General features: G+C 52.9%; 29 protein-coding genes and 1 pseudogene. 11 read left to right on the top strand and 19 right to left on the bottom strand.

Annotated elements, in window-relative coordinates:
* Positions 1–121: 121 nt before the first annotated feature.
* From purB to rluE, 5 genes are read right to left on the bottom strand one after another with little or no spacing between them, the layout of a single operon-like run.
* Positions 122–1,492 (bottom strand): adenylosuccinate lyase, encoded by a 1,371-nt coding sequence (purB, locus tag LBF07_RS20095; RefSeq protein WP_008500757.1) that lies wholly within the window; start codon positions 1,490–1,492, stop codon positions 122–124.
* A 19-nt stretch (positions 1,493–1,511) separates the two neighbouring features.
* On the bottom strand, positions 1,512–2,141 hold the full coding sequence (hflD, locus tag LBF07_RS20100) for a high frequency lysogenization protein HflD (RefSeq protein WP_032657965.1): 630 nt from the start codon (positions 2,139–2,141) through the stop codon (positions 1,512–1,514).
* A 26-nt stretch (positions 2,142–2,167) separates the two neighbouring features.
* The gene (mnmA, locus tag LBF07_RS20105) at positions 2,168–3,280 is read right to left on the bottom strand and encodes a tRNA 2-thiouridine(34) synthase MnmA (RefSeq protein WP_032657963.1); all 1,113 of its coding nucleotides are present in this window, start codon (positions 3,278–3,280) and stop codon (positions 2,168–2,170) included.
* Between the two features lie 40 nt (positions 3,281–3,320).
* Entirely contained in the window at positions 3,321–3,794 is a 474-nt protein-coding gene (locus LBF07_RS20110; protein WP_033145233.1) for an NUDIX hydrolase, read from the bottom strand.
* 9 nt (positions 3,795–3,803) lie between these two features.
* A complete protein-coding gene (gene rluE, locus LBF07_RS20115) occupies positions 3,804–4,457 on the bottom strand; it encodes a 23S rRNA pseudouridine(2457) synthase RluE (protein WP_094935561.1) in 654 nt (217 codons plus the stop codon).
* A 117-nt stretch (positions 4,458–4,574) separates the two neighbouring features.
* Between rluE and icd the strand changes: the two genes are divergently transcribed.
* The 3 genes from icd (at position 4,575) to LBF07_RS20130 (ending at position 6,570) form a co-directional block, all read left to right on the top strand.
* A complete protein-coding gene (icd, locus tag LBF07_RS20120) occupies positions 4,575–5,825 on the top strand; it encodes an NADP-dependent isocitrate dehydrogenase (protein ID WP_032657958.1) in 1,251 nt (416 codons plus the stop codon).
* A gap of 77 nt (positions 5,826–5,902) precedes the next feature.
* Entirely contained in the window at positions 5,903–6,250 is a 348-nt protein-coding gene (locus LBF07_RS20125; protein ID WP_094935562.1) for a DUF1304 domain-containing protein, read from the top strand.
* A 74-nt stretch (positions 6,251–6,324) separates the two neighbouring features.
* Positions 6,325–6,570 carry a DUF2543 family protein gene (locus LBF07_RS20130; RefSeq protein WP_058840812.1) on the top strand — a complete coding sequence of 82 codons (246 nt, stop codon included), beginning with the start codon at positions 6,325–6,327 and terminating at the stop codon, positions 6,568–6,570.
* Positions 6,571–6,860: 290 nt separating this feature from the next.
* Here LBF07_RS20130 and LBF07_RS20135 read toward each other — a convergent pair.
* From LBF07_RS20135 to LBF07_RS20145, 3 genes and pseudogenes are all read right to left on the bottom strand, one after another.
* Positions 6,861–8,129: pseudogene (locus LBF07_RS20135) on the bottom strand (EAL domain-containing protein); the annotation flags it as partial.
* Positions 8,128–8,825, bottom strand: a protein-coding gene (locus LBF07_RS20140) for an IS1-like element IS1B family transposase (RefSeq protein WP_103178130.1) whose coding sequence is annotated in 2 segments (ribosomal slippage) — positions 8,128–8,576 and positions 8,576–8,825 — 699 coding nt in all. Because the reading frame shifts where the segments join, the coding sequence is not laid out codon by codon here. The gene LBF07_RS20140 and the pseudogene LBF07_RS20135, both read right to left, overlap by 2 nt.
* Positions 8,826–8,858: 33 nt before the next feature.
* Positions 8,859–9,137 carry a hypothetical protein gene (locus tag LBF07_RS20145; RefSeq protein ID WP_342707345.1) on the bottom strand — a complete coding sequence of 93 codons (279 nt, stop codon included), beginning with the start codon at positions 9,135–9,137 and terminating at the stop codon, positions 8,859–8,861.
* A gap of 235 nt (positions 9,138–9,372) precedes the next feature.
* Between LBF07_RS20145 and LBF07_RS20150 the strand changes: the two genes are divergently transcribed.
* The 3 genes from LBF07_RS20150 to LBF07_RS20160 all read left to right on the top strand — a co-directional run bounded on the left by LBF07_RS20150 (position 9,373) and on the right by LBF07_RS20160 (position 13,025).
* Positions 9,373–10,893, top strand: a complete 1,521-nt coding sequence (locus tag LBF07_RS20150) for a cyclic diguanylate phosphodiesterase (protein ID WP_094935584.1) — start codon at positions 9,373–9,375, stop codon at positions 10,891–10,893.
* 113 nt (positions 10,894–11,006) lie between these two features.
* Positions 11,007–12,491 (top strand): diguanylate cyclase, encoded by a 1,485-nt coding sequence (locus LBF07_RS20155; RefSeq protein WP_370642431.1) that lies wholly within the window; start codon positions 11,007–11,009, stop codon positions 12,489–12,491.
* Between the two features lie 285 nt (positions 12,492–12,776).
* The gene (locus LBF07_RS20160; protein ID WP_006174788.1) at positions 12,777–13,025 is read left to right on the top strand and encodes a GlsB/YeaQ/YmgE family stress response membrane protein; all 249 of its coding nucleotides are present in this window, start codon (positions 12,777–12,779) and stop codon (positions 13,023–13,025) included.
* Between the two features lie 130 nt (positions 13,026–13,155).
* Here LBF07_RS20160 and LBF07_RS20165 read toward each other — a convergent pair whose 3' ends face one another.
* Positions 13,156–13,254, bottom strand: a complete 99-nt coding sequence (locus LBF07_RS20165) for a YoaK family small membrane protein (RefSeq protein ID WP_029739841.1) — start codon at positions 13,252–13,254, stop codon at positions 13,156–13,158.
* A gap of 45 nt (positions 13,255–13,299) precedes the next feature.
* The gene (locus tag LBF07_RS20170) at positions 13,300–14,328 is read right to left on the bottom strand and encodes a sensor domain-containing diguanylate cyclase (RefSeq protein WP_094935585.1); all 1,029 of its coding nucleotides are present in this window, start codon (positions 14,326–14,328) and stop codon (positions 13,300–13,302) included.
* 310 nt (positions 14,329–14,638) lie between these two features.
* Here LBF07_RS20170 and LBF07_RS20175 point away from each other — a divergent pair, with 310 nt between their 5' ends.
* Together LBF07_RS20175 and LBF07_RS20180 are read left to right on the top strand one after the other, a co-directional pair.
* Complete coding sequence (locus LBF07_RS20175) at positions 14,639–14,893, top strand: DUF333 domain-containing protein (RefSeq protein WP_039262011.1); 255 nt, start codon at positions 14,639–14,641, stop codon at positions 14,891–14,893.
* Between the two features lie 80 nt (positions 14,894–14,973).
* A complete protein-coding gene (locus tag LBF07_RS20180; protein WP_023311247.1) occupies positions 14,974–15,279 on the top strand; it encodes a hypothetical protein in 306 nt (101 codons plus the stop codon).
* Here LBF07_RS20180 and LBF07_RS20185 read toward each other — a convergent pair whose 3' ends face one another.
* Positions 15,280–15,624, bottom strand: a complete 345-nt coding sequence (locus LBF07_RS20185; protein WP_058840809.1) for a DUF488 domain-containing protein — start codon at positions 15,622–15,624, stop codon at positions 15,280–15,282.
* Between the two features lie 101 nt (positions 15,625–15,725).
* Here LBF07_RS20185 and LBF07_RS20190 point away from each other — a divergent pair, with 101 nt between their 5' ends.
* The gene (locus tag LBF07_RS20190; RefSeq protein WP_033145239.1) at positions 15,726–16,433 is read left to right on the top strand and encodes a CTP synthase; all 708 of its coding nucleotides are present in this window, start codon (positions 15,726–15,728) and stop codon (positions 16,431–16,433) included.
* Between the two features lie 32 nt (positions 16,434–16,465).
* Here the strand turns inward: LBF07_RS20190 and LBF07_RS20195 are convergent, their stop codons facing one another.
* Positions 16,466–17,653, bottom strand: a complete 1,188-nt coding sequence (locus tag LBF07_RS20195) for a CynX/NimT family MFS transporter (RefSeq protein ID WP_094935564.1) — start codon at positions 17,651–17,653, stop codon at positions 16,466–16,468.
* A gap of 99 nt (positions 17,654–17,752) precedes the next feature.
* Between LBF07_RS20195 and LBF07_RS20200 the strand changes: the two genes are divergently transcribed.
* A complete protein-coding gene (locus LBF07_RS20200) occupies positions 17,753–18,544 on the top strand; it encodes a helix-turn-helix transcriptional regulator (protein ID WP_047061599.1) in 792 nt (263 codons plus the stop codon).
* Here the strand turns inward: LBF07_RS20200 and LBF07_RS20205 are convergent.
* Positions 18,528–18,974: a DUF441 domain-containing protein gene (locus LBF07_RS20205; protein WP_024908579.1), complete on the bottom strand. Its 447-nt coding sequence runs from the start codon at positions 18,972–18,974 to the stop codon at positions 18,528–18,530. The two genes, LBF07_RS20200 and LBF07_RS20205, sit on opposite strands and share 17 nt — an antisense overlap.
* A 145-nt stretch (positions 18,975–19,119) precedes the next feature.
* On the opposite strand from LBF07_RS20205, the gene yoaI reads away from it, so the two are divergent.
* Positions 19,120–19,224: a small membrane protein YoaI gene (gene yoaI / locus LBF07_RS20210; RefSeq protein WP_087822389.1), complete on the top strand. Its 105-nt coding sequence runs from the start codon at positions 19,120–19,122 to the stop codon at positions 19,222–19,224.
* Positions 19,225–19,245: 21 nt separating this feature from the next.
* On the opposite strand, the gene LBF07_RS20215 is transcribed toward yoaI, so the two are convergent.
* The 6 genes from LBF07_RS20215 to LBF07_RS20240 form a co-directional block, all read right to left on the bottom strand.
* Positions 19,246–19,746, bottom strand: a complete 501-nt coding sequence (locus LBF07_RS20215) for a YbaK/prolyl-tRNA synthetase associated domain-containing protein (RefSeq protein WP_033145243.1) — start codon at positions 19,744–19,746, stop codon at positions 19,246–19,248.
* Positions 19,747–20,008: 262 nt separating this feature from the next.
* Positions 20,009–21,151, bottom strand: coding sequence for a phage integrase Arm DNA-binding domain-containing protein (locus LBF07_RS20220; RefSeq protein WP_206462082.1), 1,143 nt, complete (start codon positions 21,149–21,151; stop codon positions 20,009–20,011).
* Positions 21,126–21,389 carry an excisionase gene (locus tag LBF07_RS20225; protein ID WP_008500733.1) on the bottom strand — a complete coding sequence of 88 codons (264 nt, stop codon included), beginning with the start codon at positions 21,387–21,389 and terminating at the stop codon, positions 21,126–21,128. Before LBF07_RS20225 ends, LBF07_RS20220 begins: the two co-directional genes overlap by 26 nt.
* A gap of 32 nt (positions 21,390–21,421) precedes the next feature.
* Entirely contained in the window at positions 21,422–21,691 is a 270-nt protein-coding gene (locus LBF07_RS20230) for a hypothetical protein (protein WP_032675115.1), read from the bottom strand.
* A gap of 66 nt (positions 21,692–21,757) precedes the next feature.
* Positions 21,758–21,895, bottom strand: a complete 138-nt coding sequence (locus LBF07_RS20235; protein ID WP_045406579.1) for a hypothetical protein — start codon at positions 21,893–21,895, stop codon at positions 21,758–21,760.
* The gene (locus LBF07_RS20240) at positions 21,892–22,404 is read right to left on the bottom strand and encodes a hypothetical protein (protein WP_206462081.1); all 513 of its coding nucleotides are present in this window, start codon (positions 22,402–22,404) and stop codon (positions 21,892–21,894) included. Before LBF07_RS20240 ends, LBF07_RS20235 begins: the two co-directional genes overlap by 4 nt.
* Positions 22,405–22,487: the final 83 nt, after the last annotated feature.

Raw genomic sequence — 22,487 nt, forward strand, 5'->3', positions numbered from 1 at the left:
TCTCTTCTCCCTAAATAATTGGTATGAATAGTTTAACGCTGATTATGTTGTTGTGGGGATAAACATTGAGTAAACCGGGGAAAAGCATCCCCCTTTTCGGGCGAAAAGGGGGAGAGGGGCGTTACTTCAGCTCGTCGACCATGGTGATAGCGCGGCCAATGTAGTTCGCCGGGGTCATCGCCTTCAGGCGCGTTTTCTCTTCTTCCGGCAGCGCCAGACCGTCGATAAACTGCTTCATGCCTTCGGCGTCAACGCGTTTGCCGCGGGTCAGCTCTTTCAGCTTCTCGTACGGTTTTTCGATACCGTAACGGCGCATCACGGTCTGGATTGGCTCCGCCAGCACTTCCCAGTTGTGATCCAGCTCGTCCAGCAGACGGTCACGGTTCACTTCCAGTTTGCTCACGCCTTTCAGGGTGGACTGGTACGCGATCAGCGCGTAGCCAATGCCCACGCCCAGGTTACGCAGTACGGTGGAGTCGGTCAGGTCGCGCTGCCAGCGGGATACCGGCAGTTTGCTTGCCATATGCTGCAGCACGGCGTTCGCCAGGCCCAGGTTGCCTTCGGAGTTTTCGAAGTCGATTGGGTTCACTTTGTGCGGCATGGTGGAAGAGCCGATTTCACCGGCGATGGTTTTCTGCTTGAAGTGGTTCAGGGCGATGTAGCCCCACACGTCACGATCGAAGTCGATCAGGATGGTGTTGAAGCGCGCGATGCAGTCAAACAGTTCGGCGATATAGTCGTGCGGCTCAATCTGCGTGGTGTACGGGTTCCACTGAATGCCCAGAGAGGTCACGAACTCTTCGCTGAACTGGTGCCAGTCCACTTCCGGGTAAGCGGCGATGTGGGCGTTATAGTTACCGACCGCGCCGTTGATTTTGCCGAGGATCTCAACCTGCTCCAGCTGACGGTACTGGCGCTCCATACGGTACGCGACGTTCGCCATCTCTTTACCCATCGTGGATGGGGTGGCTGGCTGGCCGTGGGTACGGGAGAGCAGCGGAATGTCGCGGTATTCCACGGACAGCGCTTTTACCGCGTCGATGATTTTACGCCAGTAAGGCAGCACCACCTCTTTACGCGCGGTGGAGAGCATCAGCGCGTGAGACAGGTTGTTGATGTCTTCAGAGGTACAGGCGAAGTGAATGAACTCAGACACGGCATGCAGCGCAGGGACGCTTTCCACTTTCTCTTTCAGGAAGTACTCAACCGCTTTCACGTCGTGGTTGGTGGTGCGTTCAATGGTTTTAATGCGCGCGGCGTCTTGTTCGCTAAACTCGGCAACGATTTTATCAAGGTAATCGTTTGCCTTTTCGTCAAAAGCAGGAACTTCCTTGATTGCTGCCTGGGCGGCCAGCTTTTGCAGCCAGCGTACTTCAACCTGAACACGGAACTTCAGCAAACCATATTCGCTGAAGATCCCGCGCAGCGCGCTGACTTTATCGCCGTAGCGTCCATCGACAGGGGATACGGCGGTCAGTGAGGATAATTCCATAATTCGCAACTCCGGGAGGTTAACAATGAGCAAGAATTTGTTTTGCCTGAGTGGTCAGGCGATTACGAGAAAACATTAACTGCAGGCGGCCACCGCCCACCTGGTGCCACAGCACGGCGGCGCGGATACCTGCCAGCAGGGACGCGCGCACTTTTGCCTGTACCTGCGGACTTTGCAGCACGGCAGGGGATCCGGTGACCTGAATACGCGGCCCCAGCGGGCTGATGACGTCAACATAAATGCCGGCCATAGCGCTCAGCAGCGTTTCGGACTGCAGATCAAAATGGTCAAGTTGGCGCTGCAGCCCGGCAATACGATCGCCCAGGGTATTCATTGCGCCTTTTGCGGCGCTCAGCTTACGCTCCAGCACCATCAGGCTCAGCGTGTAGCGGGTCAGCTCCGCGTTTAATCCCTGACGGCTGCTGGCGTTAAGCACGCCGAGCAGGGTTTCAAGACCGAGACGAAGATTAGTTTCACTGCCGCCGAACACGCCCAGGGTCGAGCCGGGGTTGAGATCGATAACGCTGTTCAGTGAAACGTGCAGGGCATCTGCGTCGCAATGACCCTGATGCGCCAGCTGTTGCACCAGACGGGCTGACTGGCAAATTCCCGCCAGCGCCAGGGTGATGTCATAGTAGTTCTTCGCCACACGCTCTCCTTTATGTGTGAATCGTATTAAACAGCAGGCAGCGGCAGGCGCTGTTCAATGATCCCGCCGCCCAGACAGATTTCGCCGCTGTAGAAGACAGCAGACTGACCCGGGGTGACGGCCGCGACCGGCTCGTCGAAACGCACGTCAATGCGATCGTCATCAAGCGCGGTAATGGTGCAAGGAATATCGGTCTGGCGGTAGCGTGTTTTCACCGTGCAGCGCAGGGTGCCTTTCAGCGGCTCACGATCGACCCAGTGAAGCTGCTGCGCGATAAGGCCAACGGACATCAGACGCGGATGATCGTGACCCTGGGCAACAACCAGAATATTGTTTTCGACGTCTTTGTCGACAACATACCATGGATCTTCGCTACCTTCTTTGGTCCCGCCAATACCCAGCCCTTTACGCTGGCCGAGCGTGTGGTACATCAGCCCCTGATGCTGGCCAATCTCTTCCCCGTCGACGGTGACAATTTTACCCGGCTGAGCAGGCAGGTAACGTCCCAGGAAATCGCGGAATTTGCGCTCGCCGATGAAGCAAATGCCGGTAGAGTCTTTTTTCTTCGCGGTGATGAGGTCCAGCTCTTCGGCGATTTTACGCACCTGCGGCTTTTCCAGCTCGCCGACCGGGAACAGGCTCTGGGCGATTTGCTCGTGGCTCAGCGTATAGAGGAAGTAGCTTTGATCTTTGTTGCCGTCCAGACCGCGCAGCAGCTGGCTTTTGCCATTCACGTCTGCGCGACGCACGTAGTGACCGGTCGCGATGTAGTCAGCGCCCAGATCTTCCGCGGCGAATTCCAGGAAGGCCTTAAATTTGATCTCTTTGTTGCACAGAATATCCGGGTTCGGCGTGCGGCCCGCTTTGTACTCTTCCAGGAACAGTTCAAAAACGTTGTCCCAGTATTCTGCGGCAAAGTTAACGGTGTGCAGTTCAATGCCGAGCTTATCGCATACGGCCTGCGCGTCGGCGAGATCCGCTGCGGCGGTGCAGTATTCCTCGCCATCATCTTCCTCCCAGTTCTTCATGAACAGGCCCTCCACCTTATAGCCCTGTTGCTGTAACAGGTAGGCGGAAACGGAGGAATCGACACCGCCGGACATGCCGACGATCACTTTTTTCTGGCTGTTATCTGACATGGAATACTCACGACATTGAACTTCAAGGCGGCGTATTCTATCACGCCCCCCCACCATTGACACCCTCTGTAAACGGCCAGTTAAATGCGCCGATGACGTCCAGCGGTAAGCGGCCAGCAGACTGCCAGCAGCGAATGCTTTCCGCAACCAGCGGCGAGCGCAGGTTTGGCGCGTTCAGGATCTCGTCGGCGGTGACCCAAAGACAGCGATCGATATCGTCATCCTGCGGCTCTGTGGCGCACGTTTCGCTAAGCTCAACGGCGAATAAAAAGCGCAGAAACGGGGTGTGATCCGGCGCGATCCACTGGTGCATACGGATGAAGTGCTGGGGCTCAGCGTGAATACCGGTCTCTTCCCACAGCTCGCGTTTTGCTGCCTGCAGCAGGGTTTCATTGGCTTCAAGGTGTCCGGCAGGCTGGTTCCACAGCGCTTTGCCGTTAATGCTCTCTTCAACAACAAGGAATTTACCCCTGGCGTGGACCACGCAGGCAACCGTGACATGAGGTTTAAACATAGTGACTCCTTAAGGGGTGACGTCGCGCCATTCGCCGTTTGCCAGCGTTTCCAGGGTGTAGCTGCCCATGGCGTAGCGAATGAGACGCAGGGTAGGGAAGCCGACGTGTGCGGTCATGCGGCGAACCTGGCGGTTGCGGCCTTCATAAAGGGTGATTTTGAGCCAGCTTGTCGGGATGGATTTGCGTTCGCGAATCGGCGGGTTGCGCGGCCACAGCCACTCCGGCTCATTCACGCGTTCAATACCTGCGGGCAGGGTTGGGCCGTCGTTCAACGTCACGCCGCTGCGTAGTGCTTCTAGTGTCGCGTCATCCGGCTCGCCTTCCACCTGGACGAAGTAAATTTTGCCGGTGCGTTTGCCCGGCTGCGTGAGCTTTGCCTGCAACGCGCCGTCGTTGGTTAAGACCAGAAGGCCTTCGCTGTCGCGGTCCAGGCGCCCGGCCGCGTAGACACCCTGAACAGGAATGTAGTCCTTCAGCGTGCTGCGCCCGGCTTCATCGGTAAACTGCGGCAAAACATCGTAGGGTTTATTGAACAAAATAACCCGCTTCGGCTGGGTTTCCTGCGGTCTTCTGGCGGCTTGTCGCGAGCTGAATCGCTCAACCCGGTGTTTTGTAAAAGAAGTTTTCTTCATGGTATTTTCAGGCGTTATCAATTGCCGCATTATAGCCTAATAACGAAGACCTTTCATGGCGCAGGACAATCAGGTACTATCGAAGGGCTCATTACAATTTATTAACATAAGATCAGTAACAACCAGAAGCGCTCGAAGGAGAGGTTAATGGAAAGCAAAGTAGTTGTTCCGGCGGAAGGTAAAAAGATCACCCTGCAAAACGGCAAGATTAACGTTCCTCACAATCCGATTATCCCGTTCATCGAAGGTGACGGTATCGGTGTAGACGTTACCCCGGCGATGCTGAAAGTGGTTGATGCCGCTGTTGAGAAAGCCTACAAAGGCGAGCGTAAAATTTCCTGGATGGAAATTTACACCGGTGAGAAATCTACTCAAGTTTATGGCCAGGACGTCTGGCTGCCAGCAGAAACGCTGGACCTGATCCGCGACTACCGCGTTGCTATTAAAGGCCCACTGACGACGCCAGTTGGCGGCGGTATCCGTTCCCTGAACGTGGCACTGCGTCAGGAGCTGGACCTGTACGTGTGTCTGCGTCCGGTTCGTTACTATCAGGGCACCCCAAGCCCGGTTAAGCACCCTGAACTGACCGATATGGTTATCTTCCGCGAAAACTCAGAAGACATCTACGCGGGTATCGAATGGAAAGCGGACTCAGCTGACGCAGAAAAAGTGATTAAATTCCTGCGCGAAGAGATGGGCGTGAAGAAAATTCGCTTCCCTGAGCATTGCGGTATCGGCATCAAGCCATGCTCTGAAGACGGTACTAAACGTCTGGTGCGTGCGGCCATCGAATACGCGATCACCAACGACCGTGACTCTGTGACTCTGGTTCACAAAGGCAACATCATGAAGTTCACCGAAGGCGCGTTCAAAGACTGGGGCTACCAGTTGGCGAAAGAAGAGTTCGGCGGTGAGCTGATCGACGGTGGCCCATGGCAGAAGATTAAGAACCCGAACACCGGCAAAGAGATCATCATTAAAGATGTGATCGCCGATGCGTTCCTGCAGCAGATCCTGCTGCGTCCTGCAGAATACGACGTAATTGCCTGTATGAACCTGAACGGTGACTACATCTCTGACGCCCTGGCAGCTCAGGTTGGCGGTATCGGTATCGCCCCTGGCGCGAACATCGGTGACGAGTGCGCCCTGTTCGAAGCGACCCACGGTACTGCACCTAAATACGCGGGTCAGGACAAAGTGAACCCAGGCTCTATCATCCTGTCCGCAGAGATGATGCTGCGTCATATGGAATGGTTCGAAGCCGCAGACCTGATCGTTAAAGGTATGGAAGGCGCGATCAACGCGAAAACCGTAACCTATGACTTCGAACGTCTGATGGAAGGCGCTAAGCTGCTGAAATGCTCAGAGTTTGGCGACGCGATTATCGCGAATATGTAATCCAGATTCTGGGTTAAACAAGAGCGGGGGCCTGAGGGTTCCCGTTTTTTTTGCCTCTGCCTGCGGGAGACAACACGATGTTAGCCACCGTCCTTATCGCTGTCGTTGTATTCATCCATCTTTATATTCTTGTGCTGGAAATGTTCCTGTGGAATACCAAAACAGGGCATAAGGCCTTTAATCTGCGTCCTGATTTTGCGCGCGAGACCCGCGTGCTGGCCGCGAATCAGGGGCTGTATAACGGTTTTCTGGCGGCCGGTCTGCTCTGGAGCCTCTGGCTCGGGGAAAAGGGGATTCAGGTGGCCATCTTCTTCCTTACCTGCGTGCTGATCGCCGGACTCTTTGGCGCAGCCACCGCCAGCCGAAAAATTTTGTATGTACAGGCCGCGCCCGCTCTCGCAGCGCTGCTTGCGTTACTCATCTGAAGCAATGCTTTGGTTGAGATAGGGCGTCCGATATACTGATGGCTTTACCCTTACAGGTTAGCGACGAGACTGTTATGAACAACGATATCCCACTGAAATATTATGACATTGCCGATGAGTACGCGACGGAAGCCGCTGAGCAGGTCGCTGAGTCAGAGCGCGACGCGCTGGCACATTATTTCCAGCTGCTGCTCACCCGTTTATCGAATAATGAGGAGATTAGCGAGGAAGCCCAGCAGGATATGGCCACTGAGGCCGGGATCCGTGCGGGTCGCGTTGATGATATTGCGAACTTCCTCAATCAGTGGGGAAATGAATAGTCTGCTTCAAAAACCGTTATGCTGATGCTTGGCGATACAGCTCAGCATCACGCTATCGGACCACATGCATTTTTTCCGCAGAATATGCGACGCGGGGGCGTCGATAAACAGCGCGAAAATAACGGTCAGACAAAAGAGTACCACTGGGAATAGTAAGGATAATTTCACGTTTTTAACCAAAATAAGAGTGTGCTTCAGGGTAATCTACCGTCTGAATGTGACGACTATATGTTTTTGCGTAAAAAATAGAAATGCCCGACTGGAAAAAAACGGACGCGCAAGGCTTCGGGTTACGGTGCGACCCCGGTGAGTCGCTTCGCCAGCTCGCTCCGGGTGAGTGCTTTTGAAAAATACCATCCCTGAATCAGCGCATCGGGATATCTGCTTGCAATAAAGCGATATTGAATTTCATTTTCCACGCCCTCGAAAACAAGCGTTTTATTCAATCTTGCAAGGGCATCGCAGAAGATTGCAAAGATGTTTTGCTTATAATGCTCGCTGATGCCGTCCACCAGCGACTTATCAATTTTGATTTCATCATATTCAAGCAGCGAAAGGCGGGCGAGGTTCGAGTTCTGCACGCCAAAATCATCTATTGATATTTTAACGCCGAGCGATTTCAGCTCCTGACAGAATCCCTCGAGGATATCTGCCGTGGAAACGGCTTTCTCAGAAAGTTCGACCTTCATCAGGGAAAGGGGAAGGTGATTGGCAAAACACGCACGACGCAAAATGGTAATGAACTGTCCATCTTCAATTTCCTTGTGCCCAACGTTTATTGAGACTATCAGCTGGTGTTTTATCGCCAGAGGGGCAATTTCGGAAAGGGATTTTTCGATAATATTACTGTAATATTTTTTATACAGACCGATCTTCTTAATTAATGGGATAAACAGCTCCGGAGAGACGTCCCCGTGTTTTTGGTCGCGCCATCTCGACAGAACTTCTACACCCACGATTTTTTGATCGTGAATACGAATAATGGGCTGATAGTTAACGCTTATGGTATTCGTGAGGACGGCTTTTATCAGCGTACGTTCCAGAGAAAAACGGTCTTCATAGATACGGAAGATAAATAACGTTATCGCAATCCAGATAAAACAGAGAATGACCGCGAGAAGCGCAAAGATAAACGGAGGTAACGAGGCGAGCCCGGCGTCGTGATGCTGCACGATGACGCACAGGTCCCAGAAGGCGCTGCACTGTGTCAGGGTCAGGGTAAACAATGTCGAATGCAGCCAGCTCTGCTGATTTAGCTCCGTGGCGGCCGAAAAAAAGACTCTGCCGAAGTCTTTGGTGGTAGCACTGAGCGAATAGCTTGCGGTGACCGGGGTGAATTTATCGTAAGCATAGCGGGAGGTGAAGATAATAATATTATTATAAATTGCCGCATTGCCCGTGAAAAAGTCTTTTCTCGAAAACTGGGCCAGGAGAAAGCCCCTCGGCGTTTTATGCAGTTCTGCAGGAAGTGCAACGGGCGTCGCGAGTTTCCCCCAAAAAGCGGTACAGACTATTTTTCCCTTCTCAATAAAGCCGATATCGGGTAATGACTCCAACTTATTGATAGTGTTTTATGTTCAGATAATGCCCGATGACTTTGTCATGCAGCTCCACCGATTTTGAGAACGACAGCGACTTCCGTCCCAGCCGTGCCAGGTGCTGCCTCAGATTCAGGTTATGCCGCTCAATTCGCTGCGTATATCGCTTGCTGATTACGTGCAGCTTTCCCTTCAGGCGGGATTCATACAGCGGCCAGCCATCCGTCATCCATATCACCACGTCAAAGGGTGACAGCAGGCTCATAAGACGCCCCAGCGTCGCCATAGTGCGTTCACCGAATACGTGCGCAACAACCGTCTTCCGGAGCCTGTCATACGCGTAAAACAGCCAGCGCTGGCGCGATTTAGCCCCGACGTATCCCCACTGTTCGTCCATTTCCGCGCAGACGATGACGTCACTGCCCGGCTGTATGCGCGAGGTTACCAACTGCGGCCTGAGTTTTTTAAATGGCGGAAAATCGTGTTGAGGCCAACGCCCATAATGCGGGCGGTTGCCCGGCATCCAACGCCATTCATGGCCATATCAATGATTTTCTGGTGCGTACCGGGTTGAGAAGCGGTGTAAGTGAACTGCAGTTGCCATGTTTTACGGCAGTGAGAGCAGAGATAGCGCTGATGTCCGGCAGTGCTTTTGCCGTTACGCACCACCCCGTCAGTAGCTGAACAGGAGGGACAGCTGATAGAAACAGAAGCCACTGGAGCACCTCAAAAACACCATCATACACTAAATCAGTAAGTTGGCAGCATCACCGCGATATCGGCAAAATAAAGATTATTAAGCTTAATTTGTCTGTAGCGATCGAGGCTGGTTTTATCACATCCCTGCGTCGTGATGCTTTTGAGACCCAGCGCCACGCTTTGGGACACGTCTTCTGAATAATGTAAAAGGGTACGGGATATTTCACGCTGTTTACTCTTCTGCTGACCGATGATTACAGCATTGACCGCATAAAGAGACAGGAAGACCAGAAGCGTCGAAACGATAGCAATGGCAATGAGCTTTTTCATTTTCCAGATATCCAGTCCGCTCCCTGATTTCACAAATCTTAACACAGCCAGGGCAAGGAACAAGCCTGATAGTCACGTCATGTGAGTAAATGCCGGCAGGTGAACTCATACGAAAGTATCAGTTTTTTAAGACAATTCTCAGCTAAGCTATTTTCATTGTTATATGCAATACCGGGATAGCACAGGCTCTTCTACCAGAACATCCATGCTTGTTTTTTCTATTAAGGAAAACATCGTGCGCAACGTGATGATCCCTATTCTTAGCGCTCTGTTTCTTTTTCTGAGCGGCATTTTGATTATTAACTGGCAGCTATGGCAGATGGCGAAGCTGAGTAATAGTCATACCGCCACGGCCAGCACCCAAAAAATAGAAAACATTCTGGCTGAAGCAGTCAGTGCGGCCAGCACGGCAAAGCGCGTTGCGGCTCAAGGGTGTACCAGTAGCGGACAGCTGGCGCTGGGGACAGAGGCAGCGCTAAAACCGCATCTGCGCGCCATCATGATCGAGCTGCAGGGGAAAATCATCTGTACTTCCCTTCCCGGGAATGGCGTGTTGATTATTCATCCTGAGACGTTACCTGCCGAAAAATTGATGCTGTTACCCGGCAATCGACTGGTGAACGGCATTCCGGTGCTTATCTTCCAGATGCCCATCGCGGGAGGGCGCGTCATTGTCAGCATCAGTGACGCGCATTTGCAGGACGTCATTGCAAGTGCATCGAACAGCGTGGATCTGGGGCTGGTTGTCGGCGAAAGCATGCTTGTTCGCAACGGCGATGTGAGGGGCTGGAAAGCGGCCTCCTGGACGGGGTCGCTTACGGCATCAACGCAATTTCCCTTTAGCCTGGCCTGGCAACCTCCTGCCTTTTTCAGCCTGACGCGGCTTTTGCAACAGGGATGGAGCCTGATACTGCTTATTCTCGCGCTATCGGTGGCGGTGGGCATTTTGATTCGCCGATACAAGGGGAAAAGCACCTCATTTGAAGACGATTTGCGTAAAGCGATTTTGCAGGGGGAGATCGAGCCTTATTACCAGCCGATCGTGAACGGCGATACTGGCGGGCTGTACGGCGTTGAGGTCCTGGCAAGATGGAAGCATCCAAAGTCAGGCTTTATCCCGCCGGATGTCTTTATTCCTATTGCCGAACGTAGCGGGTTGATTATCCCGCTGACCAAAGGATTGATGGCGAAAGTGGTGGCCCAGCTTAAGCCGCTTTTGCCTAAGCTACCGGACGGGTTTCATATCGGGGTGAACATCAGCGCCAGGCATATTAATGCGCCTTCATTTATCGGTGACTGCCGCGTCTTCGGGAAGGGGTTTCAGGGTAAAGAGGTCAAACTGGTTCTCGAGGTGACCGAGCGTGAACCGCTGGTTGATAATCCTCACCTTGTGGAAAACCTCAACATGCTGCATAACGCCGGCTTTGTTATTGCCCTGGATGATTTTGGTACGGGTTATTCCGGGCTGTCATGCCTTAATGCGCTGGCCATTGATTATATTAAAATTGATAAAAGCTTTGTGAACCGGGTTTCAGAGGAAAAGGACTCAACGATCCTGCTGGACTGCGTCATTGACCTGGCGAAAAAACTCTCTTTGCGCATTGTCGCTGAAGGTGTAGAAACAAAAGAGCAACTGGAGTATCTCAACCGTAATGAGATAACCCTGTTACAGGGATATTATTTTGGTAAACCCGTCTCCTATATCGATTTTATTAAAGTTATTTTATCTAAACCCCGGGAGACCGTTAGTTTGTAAAACGAAATAAAGACGAGCTTCTGTTGTATGCTTAAGTGCAATTCATTTTCCTCTTATCCCGAGCTTTGTTACAGTGACAAGAGTTGTCAGCCAGGGATGTCAGGCGTGATAAGGTGGAAAAGCTCGTGCATGTGAAAAATACTTTTTACACAACAACCATTACCGTCATCATTGTCTCATTGATCATCTCGCTGTCGCTTGCCGTCCAAATTGCCACGTCCAGACAGCAGTCAATTCAGCAAATTAATACCAGCGTTGCTAACCTGAGCCATACCCTTGATGTCTACACCGAGGGGATCATGCGCCAAAGCGAAATGTTAATTACTACCGTTTCCGACATAATCGAAATTTATGGCATGACGCCGCAACAGGCGACCAATATTCAGCGGATGATAAATAATCAGGATAATCTTCTTACCCAGATTAATAATGTGGTTGTATACGACGCTCAGGGCGATATCTTTACCGCGTTGCACGAAACTTTTACAGGCCCACGCAAAGGATCGGACAGGTCATTTTTTATCTATCACAAGGAAAATAAAAATCAGCAGATTTTTATTGGTGAGCCCGTGGTCAGCAGAACCAATGGCAAATGGGTCATTACCATTAGTCGTCGCCTTGAAACCCACACCGGGGCATTTAACGGTGTCGTGGTGGTGACGCTGGGTATCGAGAATTTTCTCGCGCTTTACGGGCAGATTAATATTGGTCACCTGGGCGTCATTGGCTTAACGACACAATCCGGCGTGCTGCTGGTCCGTCACCCCTTTAAAAATACCTACGTCGGCACGATTTTTTCTGATTCACCCCTCTTCAGGAAATACCTAAAGGTACAAAATACCGGGATAGCCAGTTCCGTTTCGCGGTTTGATAAAATCGAACGCATTTACGCCTATGAGAAAAACCGACGCTACGGGCTGGTGACCACCGTGGCCGTCAGCATTGATGAAGCCCTCGCTCCGTGGCGCAAGCAGGCTATTCAGCTGGCGCTGCTCATTTTCGTTTTCACTGCGATACTTATCGTCGCGTCATACTTCCTGTATTCCGACTTATCCAGAAAAACCAGAGATAATAAGGCGCTGAAGATTATCGCTTCCGAGGATGCGTTGACCGGGCTGTACAACCGTCGCATTTTTGATGAAAGAATCCTCTCGGAAATCGCGACTTGTGCCGCGCATGACGCAGCGATTTCGATACTGATTGTGGACGTGGACTACTTCAAAAAATACAACGATAACTACGGCCATCCGGAAGGGGACCGGTGTCTGACGCTGCTGGGAAACAGTCTCAGGGAGAGCCTTACCCGTGATAATCAGATTGTAGCGCGCTACGGCGGAGAGGAGTTTGCGCTGATATTGCCTGATACGGATATCCAGGAGGCGCTTCGACTGGCGCAGACGATCATTCGCAACGTGTTCTCCCTGCAAATCGCGCATGATTTTAGCCCCTTCGGGCGGGTGACGGTAAGCGTCGGGATTTCTACCGCGCGTGCGGTCGACATCGCGGGCAGCCAGCAGAATATCATTATTGCCGCTGACCAGGCGCTCTACCAGGCAAAACGCGCAGGACGTAACCGGTACGCGTTTGTTGGGGTATGAACAGAAAAAAAAGCCCACTCAGGAGTGGGCAAGAAATACTGGAAGCAATGTGAGCAATGTCGTACTGAATACCTGAGTGTTACGCTCAACTATTCAGTGTTGAGAAAGATAATCTTTCTCAACAAAAGATGCAACCCCACAGTTTATGCGGCAGGCTCTTTTTGTTGATGAATAATTGCGCACTCTCTCATTGTGATGCCTATCACAAATTTCCTTTCTGAAATCCTGTGCTATTCTTTTTTGTGTCGTTGATTTAATGACAAAAACCATACAGAGAGGAAAGTTATGGGAATTTTATCCTGGATTATCTTTGGGCTTATTGCGGGTATTCTGGCGAAGTGGATCATGCCGGGCAAAGATGGCGGTGGGTTTATCGTCACCGTAATACTGGGTATTATCGGCGCGGTAGTCGGCGGCTGGATCAGTACGCTGTTCGGTTTTGGCAAAGTCGATGGCTTTAACTTCGGCAGTTTCGCTGTCGCGGTGATTGGTGCGCTGGTTGTTCTGTTTATCTACAGAAAAATCAAAAGCTAAGGCTTACAAGCGTTAAAAAAGGCTGCCAGATGGCGGCCTTTTTACGTAGTGGCGTTTACCACCAGCCAAGCTGCGTGCCGGCAAATGCCGCGATGGCAACGATCAGCATAACGAGGGTCGTTTTTCTCATTTATGCCCCAGGCGCCGCGTAACCACCGACAAAAAACCATGCTAAAAAAATCACCGCCGTTATAAAAATAACGACCGGGAAGAGGATCCCTATTCTCATATCATCACCTGTTTCGGTTTTTGTAACGCCGTAGAGTGTACGGGGTTAATCGATAGTGAGAAAGCGTGTTTTGCTTTTTCCTTTCTTATCCTGATACATCGCGACATCTGCGTCGCGTAATGCGCTGTCCGGATCGGTTATCTGAGGGTCCACTTCGATAACGCCGACGCTGGCTCCGGGGTAAATGAGGTTGACGCTACCCAGCCAGTATTCACCGGCAATACAGGCGCTGAGACGCGTTTTGAGCAGCGTGACCTGCGCGTTATCTCCTTCGCTGTGGGATGTGCTCAACGACGCCACCAGAAACTCATCGCCGCCCAGCCTGCCAATGATATCGTCCTGCTGTTTTTCTTCCGTCAGACGCTTGCCCACTTCAATCAGGAACTGGTCGCCAGCCTCGTGGCCGTAGCGATCGTTAATCAGCTTGAAATCATCCAGATCGATGAACGCGATGACGGTGTTACGTTTAAGGTGACGCGCCAGGGAAAACAGCGTGGTCAAATCTTCAAAAATGGCGCGACGGTTGGGTAAACCGGTAAGGGCATCCGTGTAAGAGTGCGCGATGAGGGCTGCGTTGGCTTCGCGAAGCTGGTTTACCAGCGACTCTTTCTGAATGGACTGGGCAATCAGACCGGCGAATAACTTCAGAACCTGTTCACCGCGCTCGCTAAGCGGCTTTCTGGCCGTGCTGGTGGCACAAAGCGTTCCGTAGAATGAACCATCCGCAAGATGGACAGGAATACTCATGTAGGTCGTAATGCCGAGCGCTTTCGCCGCCTCGCACTCCGGCCAGCGTTCGGGAACGTCGTTGCTGAATACGGTGTCGCTATCCAGCGCGCGCTTGCACAGTGTTTCATCCCATGGGACGCTCAGCCCCTCAGGAATTGTCATCTGCTTGCTGTTGCGGGCGTAGAGGATATGCTGCAGTCGGGCTTCGATATCTACCTTGGTGAGGTAAGTCGACTCCATGTCAGTCACAATCTCCAGCATCTCCAGCAGCTGGCGAACGAGACCTTCAAGGGATTGTTCAGTGGCGAGGGTTTCTGAAACACGGGCAAGGATAATATCCGACATGACGTAGAATGACTCCCAGGCAGAAGACGTCTGCATCTGCATGTTATGCTGAATTTTTAGACTTCAGGCATAGTAAAACATGAATAAAAAAAATTTAATATATGCAGGGAGAGGGCATCAGCAGTGAAAAAAAGGCCCCGTTGTTGAGACCGGGGCAAAGACATCTTGATTACGGAATGATGTTCTCTGGTCATATCGAGAACATGCCACACTATAGTGTTGAAAAGTGCAGTTAAAATGGAGAAATTATGGAGAAAGGGGCGATGACCCGTTAACCTTAGATTGTCATGATGTCACAAGGATCAATGAGATGAGATTTCTGCTTCTGGCGCTGGCGCTTCCCCTGGCTGCCTGCACCGCGAAAACAACCCCACCCGATGCGCCGAAACCACCGCACGCTATCGGTATGGCGAACCCGGCCTCCGTGTACTGCCTGGAGAAAGGCGGGGAACAGATCCCGGTTCAAAGCCCGCAGGGCGTACGCACGGAGTGCAAACTACCGGGGGGCGAAGTGATTGATGAATGGACGCTCTACCGTCGCGATCGTCCGCAACCTGCCAGGTGACAGACCTATAGTGCCTGCGATACACTTCTCTTTAGGATTATTCTTAGCCAGTTCCTGGCTACCCTTACCGTGAGAGAAGTATGTTTCAGCTTAAACCGGGCAGCATGGCGATGATCATCGGTGCCCGCACGGCGTCAGGCCGTCGCAATATTGGTAAATCTGTTGAGCTGTTTGGCCTGTGTCAGCCCGGCCTGCGTTTCGTTAACCCGGTCAACGGCGTGATGACGCAATTACCCGCTACCGCCGATCGCGCGCTTTGGCTGGTGACGGGCGATGTTTACGCCTTTGACAATCAGCACGGCTTTGCCTTTGTCCGCGCCGAACATCTGATGCCGCTCACCCCCGATGAAGCGCCGCAAATGCTTGACGAGCTGGCGATCGGCTGATCAGAGATGGCGCAGCCAGTCGGCTAATACCAGGGCGTGATTTTGCTTCGTGTCTTTGGCAGCAAAGAGCAGGGTGACGGTCTGCCTGTTCGCCAGCGTCGCCAGACGCATTCCCTCGTCAGCATGCTGCGCCAGCTCTTCCCGATAGGCTTTGCTGAAGGCGGCGAAATCAATGGTTTCGCTATGAAAGGCCTTGCGTAATTCATTCGAGGGCGTGAGCACTTTGCACCATTCATCATAGGCGAGGTCCGTTTTTTTAACCCCGCGCGGCCACAGTTTGTCCACCAGTACCCGATAGCCGTCGTCCGGACCAGCCTGCTCGTATACGCGTTTGCATTGAATCATAATTCCACCCTCCCAATTTAAGGTATTGTGATAATTGCAGAAGATCGGTAGTTTGAGGTTCCTTATGTTATCTGATAATACTCTGGCATAAGGAACCTTTCATGGAACACCTCCCGGTTAAAACGACGCTGCGCATTGCGCTGGTAGGCGATTACAATCCCAGTGTTATTGCGCATCAGGCGATCCCGCTGGCGATTGACGACGCCGCCGCAGTCCTTGACCTCACCGCCGATTACGACTGGCTTGCCACCACTGAGCTGACAAGCCCTGAAGATCTGGTGGGCTACGATGCCATCTGGCTGGTGCCTGCCAGCCCCTATAAAAACACCGAGGCGGCCTTTATCGCCGCGCGCTACGCGCGTGAAAACGGCGTACCGTTCCTGGGCACCTGCGGCGGATTCCAGCACGCGCTGATTGAGTATGCGCGCAATGTGTTGGGCTGGGCCGATGCGGCACATGCCGAGACGGATACCGAAGGCACCATGGTGATTGCGCCGCTGACCTGCTCGCTGGTGGAAAAAACCGATGCCATTGAGCTGCGCAAAAATACGCTGATCGCGAAAGCGTACGGCAAGCCGGAAATTGAAGAGGGCTATCACTGTAACTATGGCGTGTCGCCGGCGTTTGCACAGGCGCTGGAAAGCGGTGACATGCACGTTACGGGCTGGGACGAACAGGGGGAAATTCGCGCCGCAGAACTGGTTACGCACCCGTTCTTCGTGATCACCTTATTCCAGCATGAGCGTGCCGCGCTGGAAGGCCGTCCGGTCGTGCTGGTGCAGGCGATGCTGCGCGCGGCTCGCGGGTAGGAAAAGGCAGACCCGATGGTCTGCCACAGTCTTTAACGGGGCGCGATCTCCCGGTCTCGCCCGGCAAGCACGCCGCAGAGTGCCATTATCACGGCGGCCAGAGCGCAGCCCAGAAGCGGGATTTGCCAATTTCCCGCGCTATCGTGAATTTTCCCCATCAGCGGAGGGCCGCAGGCGGCGAGCAGATAGCCAATCGACTGCGCCATGCCGGACAGCGCCGCAGCCTGGTGCGCGGAGCTGGCGCGCAGACCGATGAACGTCAGGCCGAGGATCATCGTTGCTCCGGAGCCAAAGCCAAACACCAGCGTCCACATCACCGCCATGTCAGGCATAAACCATAGCCCTGCCGCGCTTACCGCGCACATCAGCGCCACCGCGCCGGCGATCCCCCGCTGGTCTTTCAGACGGTGAAGAACCAGCGGAACGGCAAGCCCCGGCACGGCCGTGGCCAGCTGCAACAGCCCGTGCACCGAGCCGGCCTGCGCTTCGCTGTAGCCGTGGCTGAGCAATATCGCCGGAAGCCAGCCGATGATGACGTAGTAAATCAGCGAGTTAATCCCCAAAAAGAGCGTCACCTGCCAGGCGAGGGCCGAGCGCCAGATGGCGCGATTATGCAGCGCGCCAGCGCCCGTTACCGTCGCAACGTGTTTCTGACGCCACTGCGGCAGCCAGAGCAGCAGCGCGACCAGCGGAAACGCCATCAGCATCAGCAGCGCGCCATGCCAGCCTGCGCTACCCTGCGCCAGGGGAACAATCATCGCTGAGCCAAGCGCCGCCGAGACGCCCATCGTCAGGGAATAGGCCCCGGTGAGTCGGGCTACCTGGCCCGGGAAGTCACGCTTAATTAATCCGGGTAACAGCACGTTCCCGAGCGCAATTCCGCAGCCGATGACCGCGGTTCCGATGAAAAGCAGCGCGGCGGAAGGCAGCGAGCGAAGTGCAATTCCGGCGCAAATCAGCAGCAGGGCGACAAACAGGCTGCGCTCCATGCCGATACGTCGGGCAACGCCTGCGGCGAGCGGCGAGACAAGGGCGAAAGCCAGCAGGGGCAGGGTAGTCAGCAGACCGGTTTGCGCCGTGCTTAAGCCATAATCAAGACGAATAGTGTCGAGCAGCGGAGCTGCGCCGGTAAAGGTGACGCGAAGCGTAGTGGCAATCATCAGGATGCCTGCAATCAACAGCGCGCCGTGTTTTCCTGAGGTGCGAATAGCAGTAGTCATTATGTTCTCATACGTTCAAGCGAGCGCACACAATACCGATTTTCGCGGCGGTTTAAATCAGGCTAAAATGACAGTTTATCGCTAAAATCGGACAAACTGATGATTGGTCTGGGACTGGACGGCTATGATCCCGATAGCCAGCACGACGCGGCCGTCGCATTTCGCATCCGCGTGGTGGCGGAGGAACAGTATATTCCCCGGCATCATCACCGTAAGGGGCAGCTGATTCTGGCCCTCGGCGGCGCGATCACCTGCGAAGTGGAAAATGCCATGCTGATGGTTCCGCCCCAGTACGCCGTCTGGATCCCCGGCCAGATGCCGCACAGCAACAGGGCCACCCCGGGCGCGCAGCTCTGCTTTTTGTTCATTGAACCGGGGGCGGCAAGCTTGCCCGACCGCTGCTGCACCCTGAAAATCTCCCCTCTGGTGCGGGAGCTGATTTTATCCCTGGCGGAAAAATCGCGTGAACAACTCTCTCTTGCGGCCACGTCGCGCCTGGTAGACGTTCTGTTTGACGAGCTGCCGCTCCAGCGTCAGGAGCATCTGCAGCTGCCCGTCTCGCCCCATCCTAAAATTCGGCTGATGAGCGAGAAAATGGCGGAAGAGCCCGCCGCCTGGCAGACGCTGACGCAGTGGGCGAGCCACTTTGCCATGAGCGAACGCAACCTGGCGCGGCTGGTAGTGAAAGAGACCGGTTTAAGCTTTCGCCGCTGGCGTCACCAGCTGCAGCTGATCGTGGCGTTACAGCATTTGATCGGTGGGAAATCGGTACAGCAGGTGGCACAGACACTCGGCTACGACTCTACCACCGCGTTTATCACCATGTTCAGAAAGGGACTGGGCCAGACGCCGGCGCGTTATATGGCCAGCCTGACTACGACTTCCCGATAAACAGAGAGACAAGGCCAGCCGCAATCAGCGGCCCCACAGGAACGCCGCGAAAGAGCGCCACGCCCAGCACGGTGCCCACCAGCAGACCCGCCACCAGCGAGGGCTGGCTGCTCATCAGCGTAACGCCGCGCCCGCCCAGCCACGAAACAAAAATCCCCACCGCGATCGCCACCAGCGATTTCCAGTTTACAAACGAGTGCAGCAGGGTTGAAGCGGGAAGCGTGCCGCTGGCGATGGGCGCCATTACCCCGATGGTTAAAATAATGATCCCGATGGTGAGGCCCTGTTTTTCTATCCACGGGAAGAAGGTATTTAACGGGGTCACGCGAACAATAATCAGCACCAGAATCGAGATGGCGACGGTGGTGTTATGGCTGACAAAGCCGAGCGCGGCGAGTGCCAGAAGAATGAGCAGAGTAGGGTCAAACATAGGGAATCCTTGCCAAAATAATCAACTTGCTTTCTGTACGCGCAAACGCGGCGGAGGACAGTTTTAAAAAGATTATATTGCTGTCATAACCTTGTCATTTACGCGGATTAAAACGAAGGCAGATATCGCAAAAGGGGTCGCCATCATGAACGATCACATGTTTGTTGAAACGCTGATTATCTCCTCATCGTTTTTCGCTATTGCCATTATTCTCGTCGCCTCCGTGCTGTTTCTGGAAAGAAAAGGCTGACAGGGGCGTCAGCCATCGCGGTTACGCTTTGTGGAAGGTCACCAGCTCAGGACGGGCGATGCGCAGGTAATCCTGGGTATCCATAATCACGGATTTCTCCAGTAAACCGGCGTTAAAGGCGATTTCGTCAAAGCGCTCGAACAGCAGCGGGTCGGCAACCAGTGCCAAATCAGGATGGAAGCTAAAGGGCGGGATAGCGCCGAAAACGCAGGCGGTCAGGGTATCGACCTCGGCCGGGCTGGCGAGGGAGGCCTTCAGCCCGCCAAAATGGCTGGCAAGCTGGCCCAGGTCGGCCTGCAGATCGGCGGCGAGGATCGCCAGAACGTGTTTTTTTACGCCGTTGCCCTTCACCTTGCAGACCAGGGCTTTGGCGCCTTGCCGCAGATCGGTCCCGCGAATTTCACTTACCGCTTCACATTTCCCGACCGCCGCATGCTCCATAACGCGAAACCGCGCGCCCTGCTCGGTGAGTAAGGTAATCAGCTGCTGGTGGGTTCCTGCCCCAATAACGTCGTCAGTCATAACGATTTCCCGGTGATAATCCATTTTGCAGGGTTCTACATTAGCACGGGATGAACGAGGTCGAAAGAAAACAGCCAGCGGGTTCGCTGGCTGTTGGATTATGCGTTGCTGGTAGCAGATTGCTTGTGGAACAATTCGATGATTTTTATTTTATTGTTTTATAAGGTTAATTTTTCTTCCCCAAATCATCCCCAAAACAAATCCCCAAAACTCATGTAGCACCAGCTTTTCCTTTGGGGCTATCTAAAGGTTATCTATCTCGCTAAATAACAAGTTTGTTCCATTCCAGACCACGATCATCTCCATACATTGTGCTCATCGCTTCAGTTTTATGCCCAAGCAGAGTTTTGACATCAATACCCTGCGCTTTATAGGTTCTAGATGAAAGCGAACGCTGTTCGTGAAATGGGGGCAGGGCAATACAATCCTTTGGCCATGCAATATTTGCTTTATCTCTTGCTTCCTTGAAATACTTCGATATTGTTTTCCCTGGAACGTGGGAACCAGCTTTACCGTAAGCATGATGTTTCACATGGTGTATCAGATATGGGCTCACAACTCTGTCTCGACACTTGCTTATTACTTCCGAAAGCGTCACGCCAATAGCATCACACCGTAAATTTAAAGGAATAGCTAACTTCATTCCTGTTTTACTCTGGGTTATATGAAGATGGTTATCCCATATATCACTGAACTTCATCGCTACAATGTCCCCAATACGTTGACCAGTCACCAAAGCCAAAAGCATGGAGTTCTGAGCGCATGGTGGCAATGTTCCCGCGCTTTCATAGATTAGCTTCCATTGTTCGATACTGAGCCTGCTTCGCTTTACCTTTGCTATCGGATTTTTAACTGCTAAAGCAGGATTGTAGCCGGGTTCAACCTCACCAGCATGTTGAGCCTCTTTAAATACGTCGTTAAGCACGCTCCTAATCAGCTGACCCATTCGATGTTTACCTTCAGACTTATATTCATCAATAATTTTTGCGATTAACTTCGTGTCAACATCTTTTAGGCGAACGTTAGGAGCTCTGTCAGCCAGAACTTGAGCACATAACCTCCTAGATTTTACGGTCGGTTTTTTTATTTCTCCGTCACGCATCCTTTCCATCTGAATATCTACGTACCTTTTTATCCAGTCTGCGACTCGAATTCCTTTCTCTTTCTTATCTGTCTTCTTAATGGCCATATCGATAAGAGCGAAGGATTGACGTGTTTCCTGCTCAGATGTTATCCGATTTAACTCCGTAGCAGCAGCTTTGGCTGCCTCTTCATCTGTTCCAAAACCAACAAATGTTCCAGTGACAGGGTGGCGATATTGCCAGTAGATTTTTGATGTACGTTTATCCAACTTGCAATACAGGTTAGGTATTTTAACGTTATGCTTTCTGGGGCGAGCTGCCATTTATTGCTTTCTCCACTAACTGGCGAGCCTTGTCTGATAATGATGATGAAATATCAACATTGCTTACCATGCCAATAAAACGAGCGTCCTCATCTATAACCCAGCGGCGACCTTGCTTTAAAGCTGGTGGGAAAGTTTGCTTGGTCTTGGCTATTTTGTTTAGTGCTGAGTTGCTTAATGGATATTTGAACCCATTAGGACCCGAAGCCCACTCATGTAGTGTTACTAACTGCCCCATATGTTGCTCTCCACTTAACCGGCTGCACCCGGCTATCTCTTATAGAAAATGCAAGATGAACAACCACCACGAAGCCCATCATTGCAGGTACGACATCTTTTTGTTTCGGTGTAATAGAGCTGGTGGACCATCTCCTTCGGCATGAGAACCGGCATCGGCACGCGGATAACCAGCTTTTTGAGCCTGTCGATTTCTCCGGCCAGTTCCAGCAGACGGGAGCGGCAATCTTCCGCCTCCTCGCGCCACCAGGCCACGTCGGCTTTAAGGCGGCGCATGCGCCGTTGTTTGAGTTTGCTCACCATGGCAGCCGCCCAATACCCTGAAGTGCTCCGATGACCAGCAGCACGAACGTCACGAAATCGAATGGGTTAGCCATGATTAAACACCCCTTTAATCGCACCCCAGGCAAGCTCAAGCAGAGATGCCCAGGCAACGTAAAGGTGAACACCGGCGGCTAAACCAAAGCCAATTATCATTGCGTATTTAAAAGCTTCGGATTTACTCACGGCTTCACCTCCTGCTGCAGTGCTGCTGCAATCATCCGGCGATAGACATCATACGTTCCAAATTGCTCATCACCAGCCTCAAGCATTTCATGGGTGGGTTCTTCTGGCACCAGCACCCAACCATCCGGAATCACCTGAGCGTTTCCATCGGAACCCTGAAGCATGGCGGCGCGGCAGGCGTTCCAGCCATTGTTGTAGCTCCACAGCAGCGGGTGGTCATCACTGTCGATATCATCCTCCAGGGCATCAGGCACAGCTACCGGCGCTGGCGGGGCGGTGTAGACCTCTCTGACCGGGAGTTCCTCGTTAAATCTATAGTGATCAACATCCTCCTTCTTGATGCTTACCCAATTACCGCCATACTTTTTGACTTGCCATCCTGCAGGCTCCGCTTCGAGCGATGCCAGCGCGATACGCGCCAGCGCCGAAGCCTCACCACATTGAACGTGGTCAGTTTCGATAATTTGCTGCAACTGCTCTTTGGTGAATTCTTTGGTAATAGTGCTCATGGGTTAGTCCTCGATGGTCGGCATGAATGACAGGTCAGCAAAGAACTCGCCAAACCCAAAGCACACTGAATAAGCAAGGCGAC

The organism is Enterobacter cloacae complex sp. ECL352, assembly GCF_020149545.1.
In the GTDB taxonomy this organism is placed as follows: Bacteria; Pseudomonadota; Gammaproteobacteria; order Enterobacterales; family Enterobacteriaceae; genus Enterobacter; species Enterobacter asburiae_B.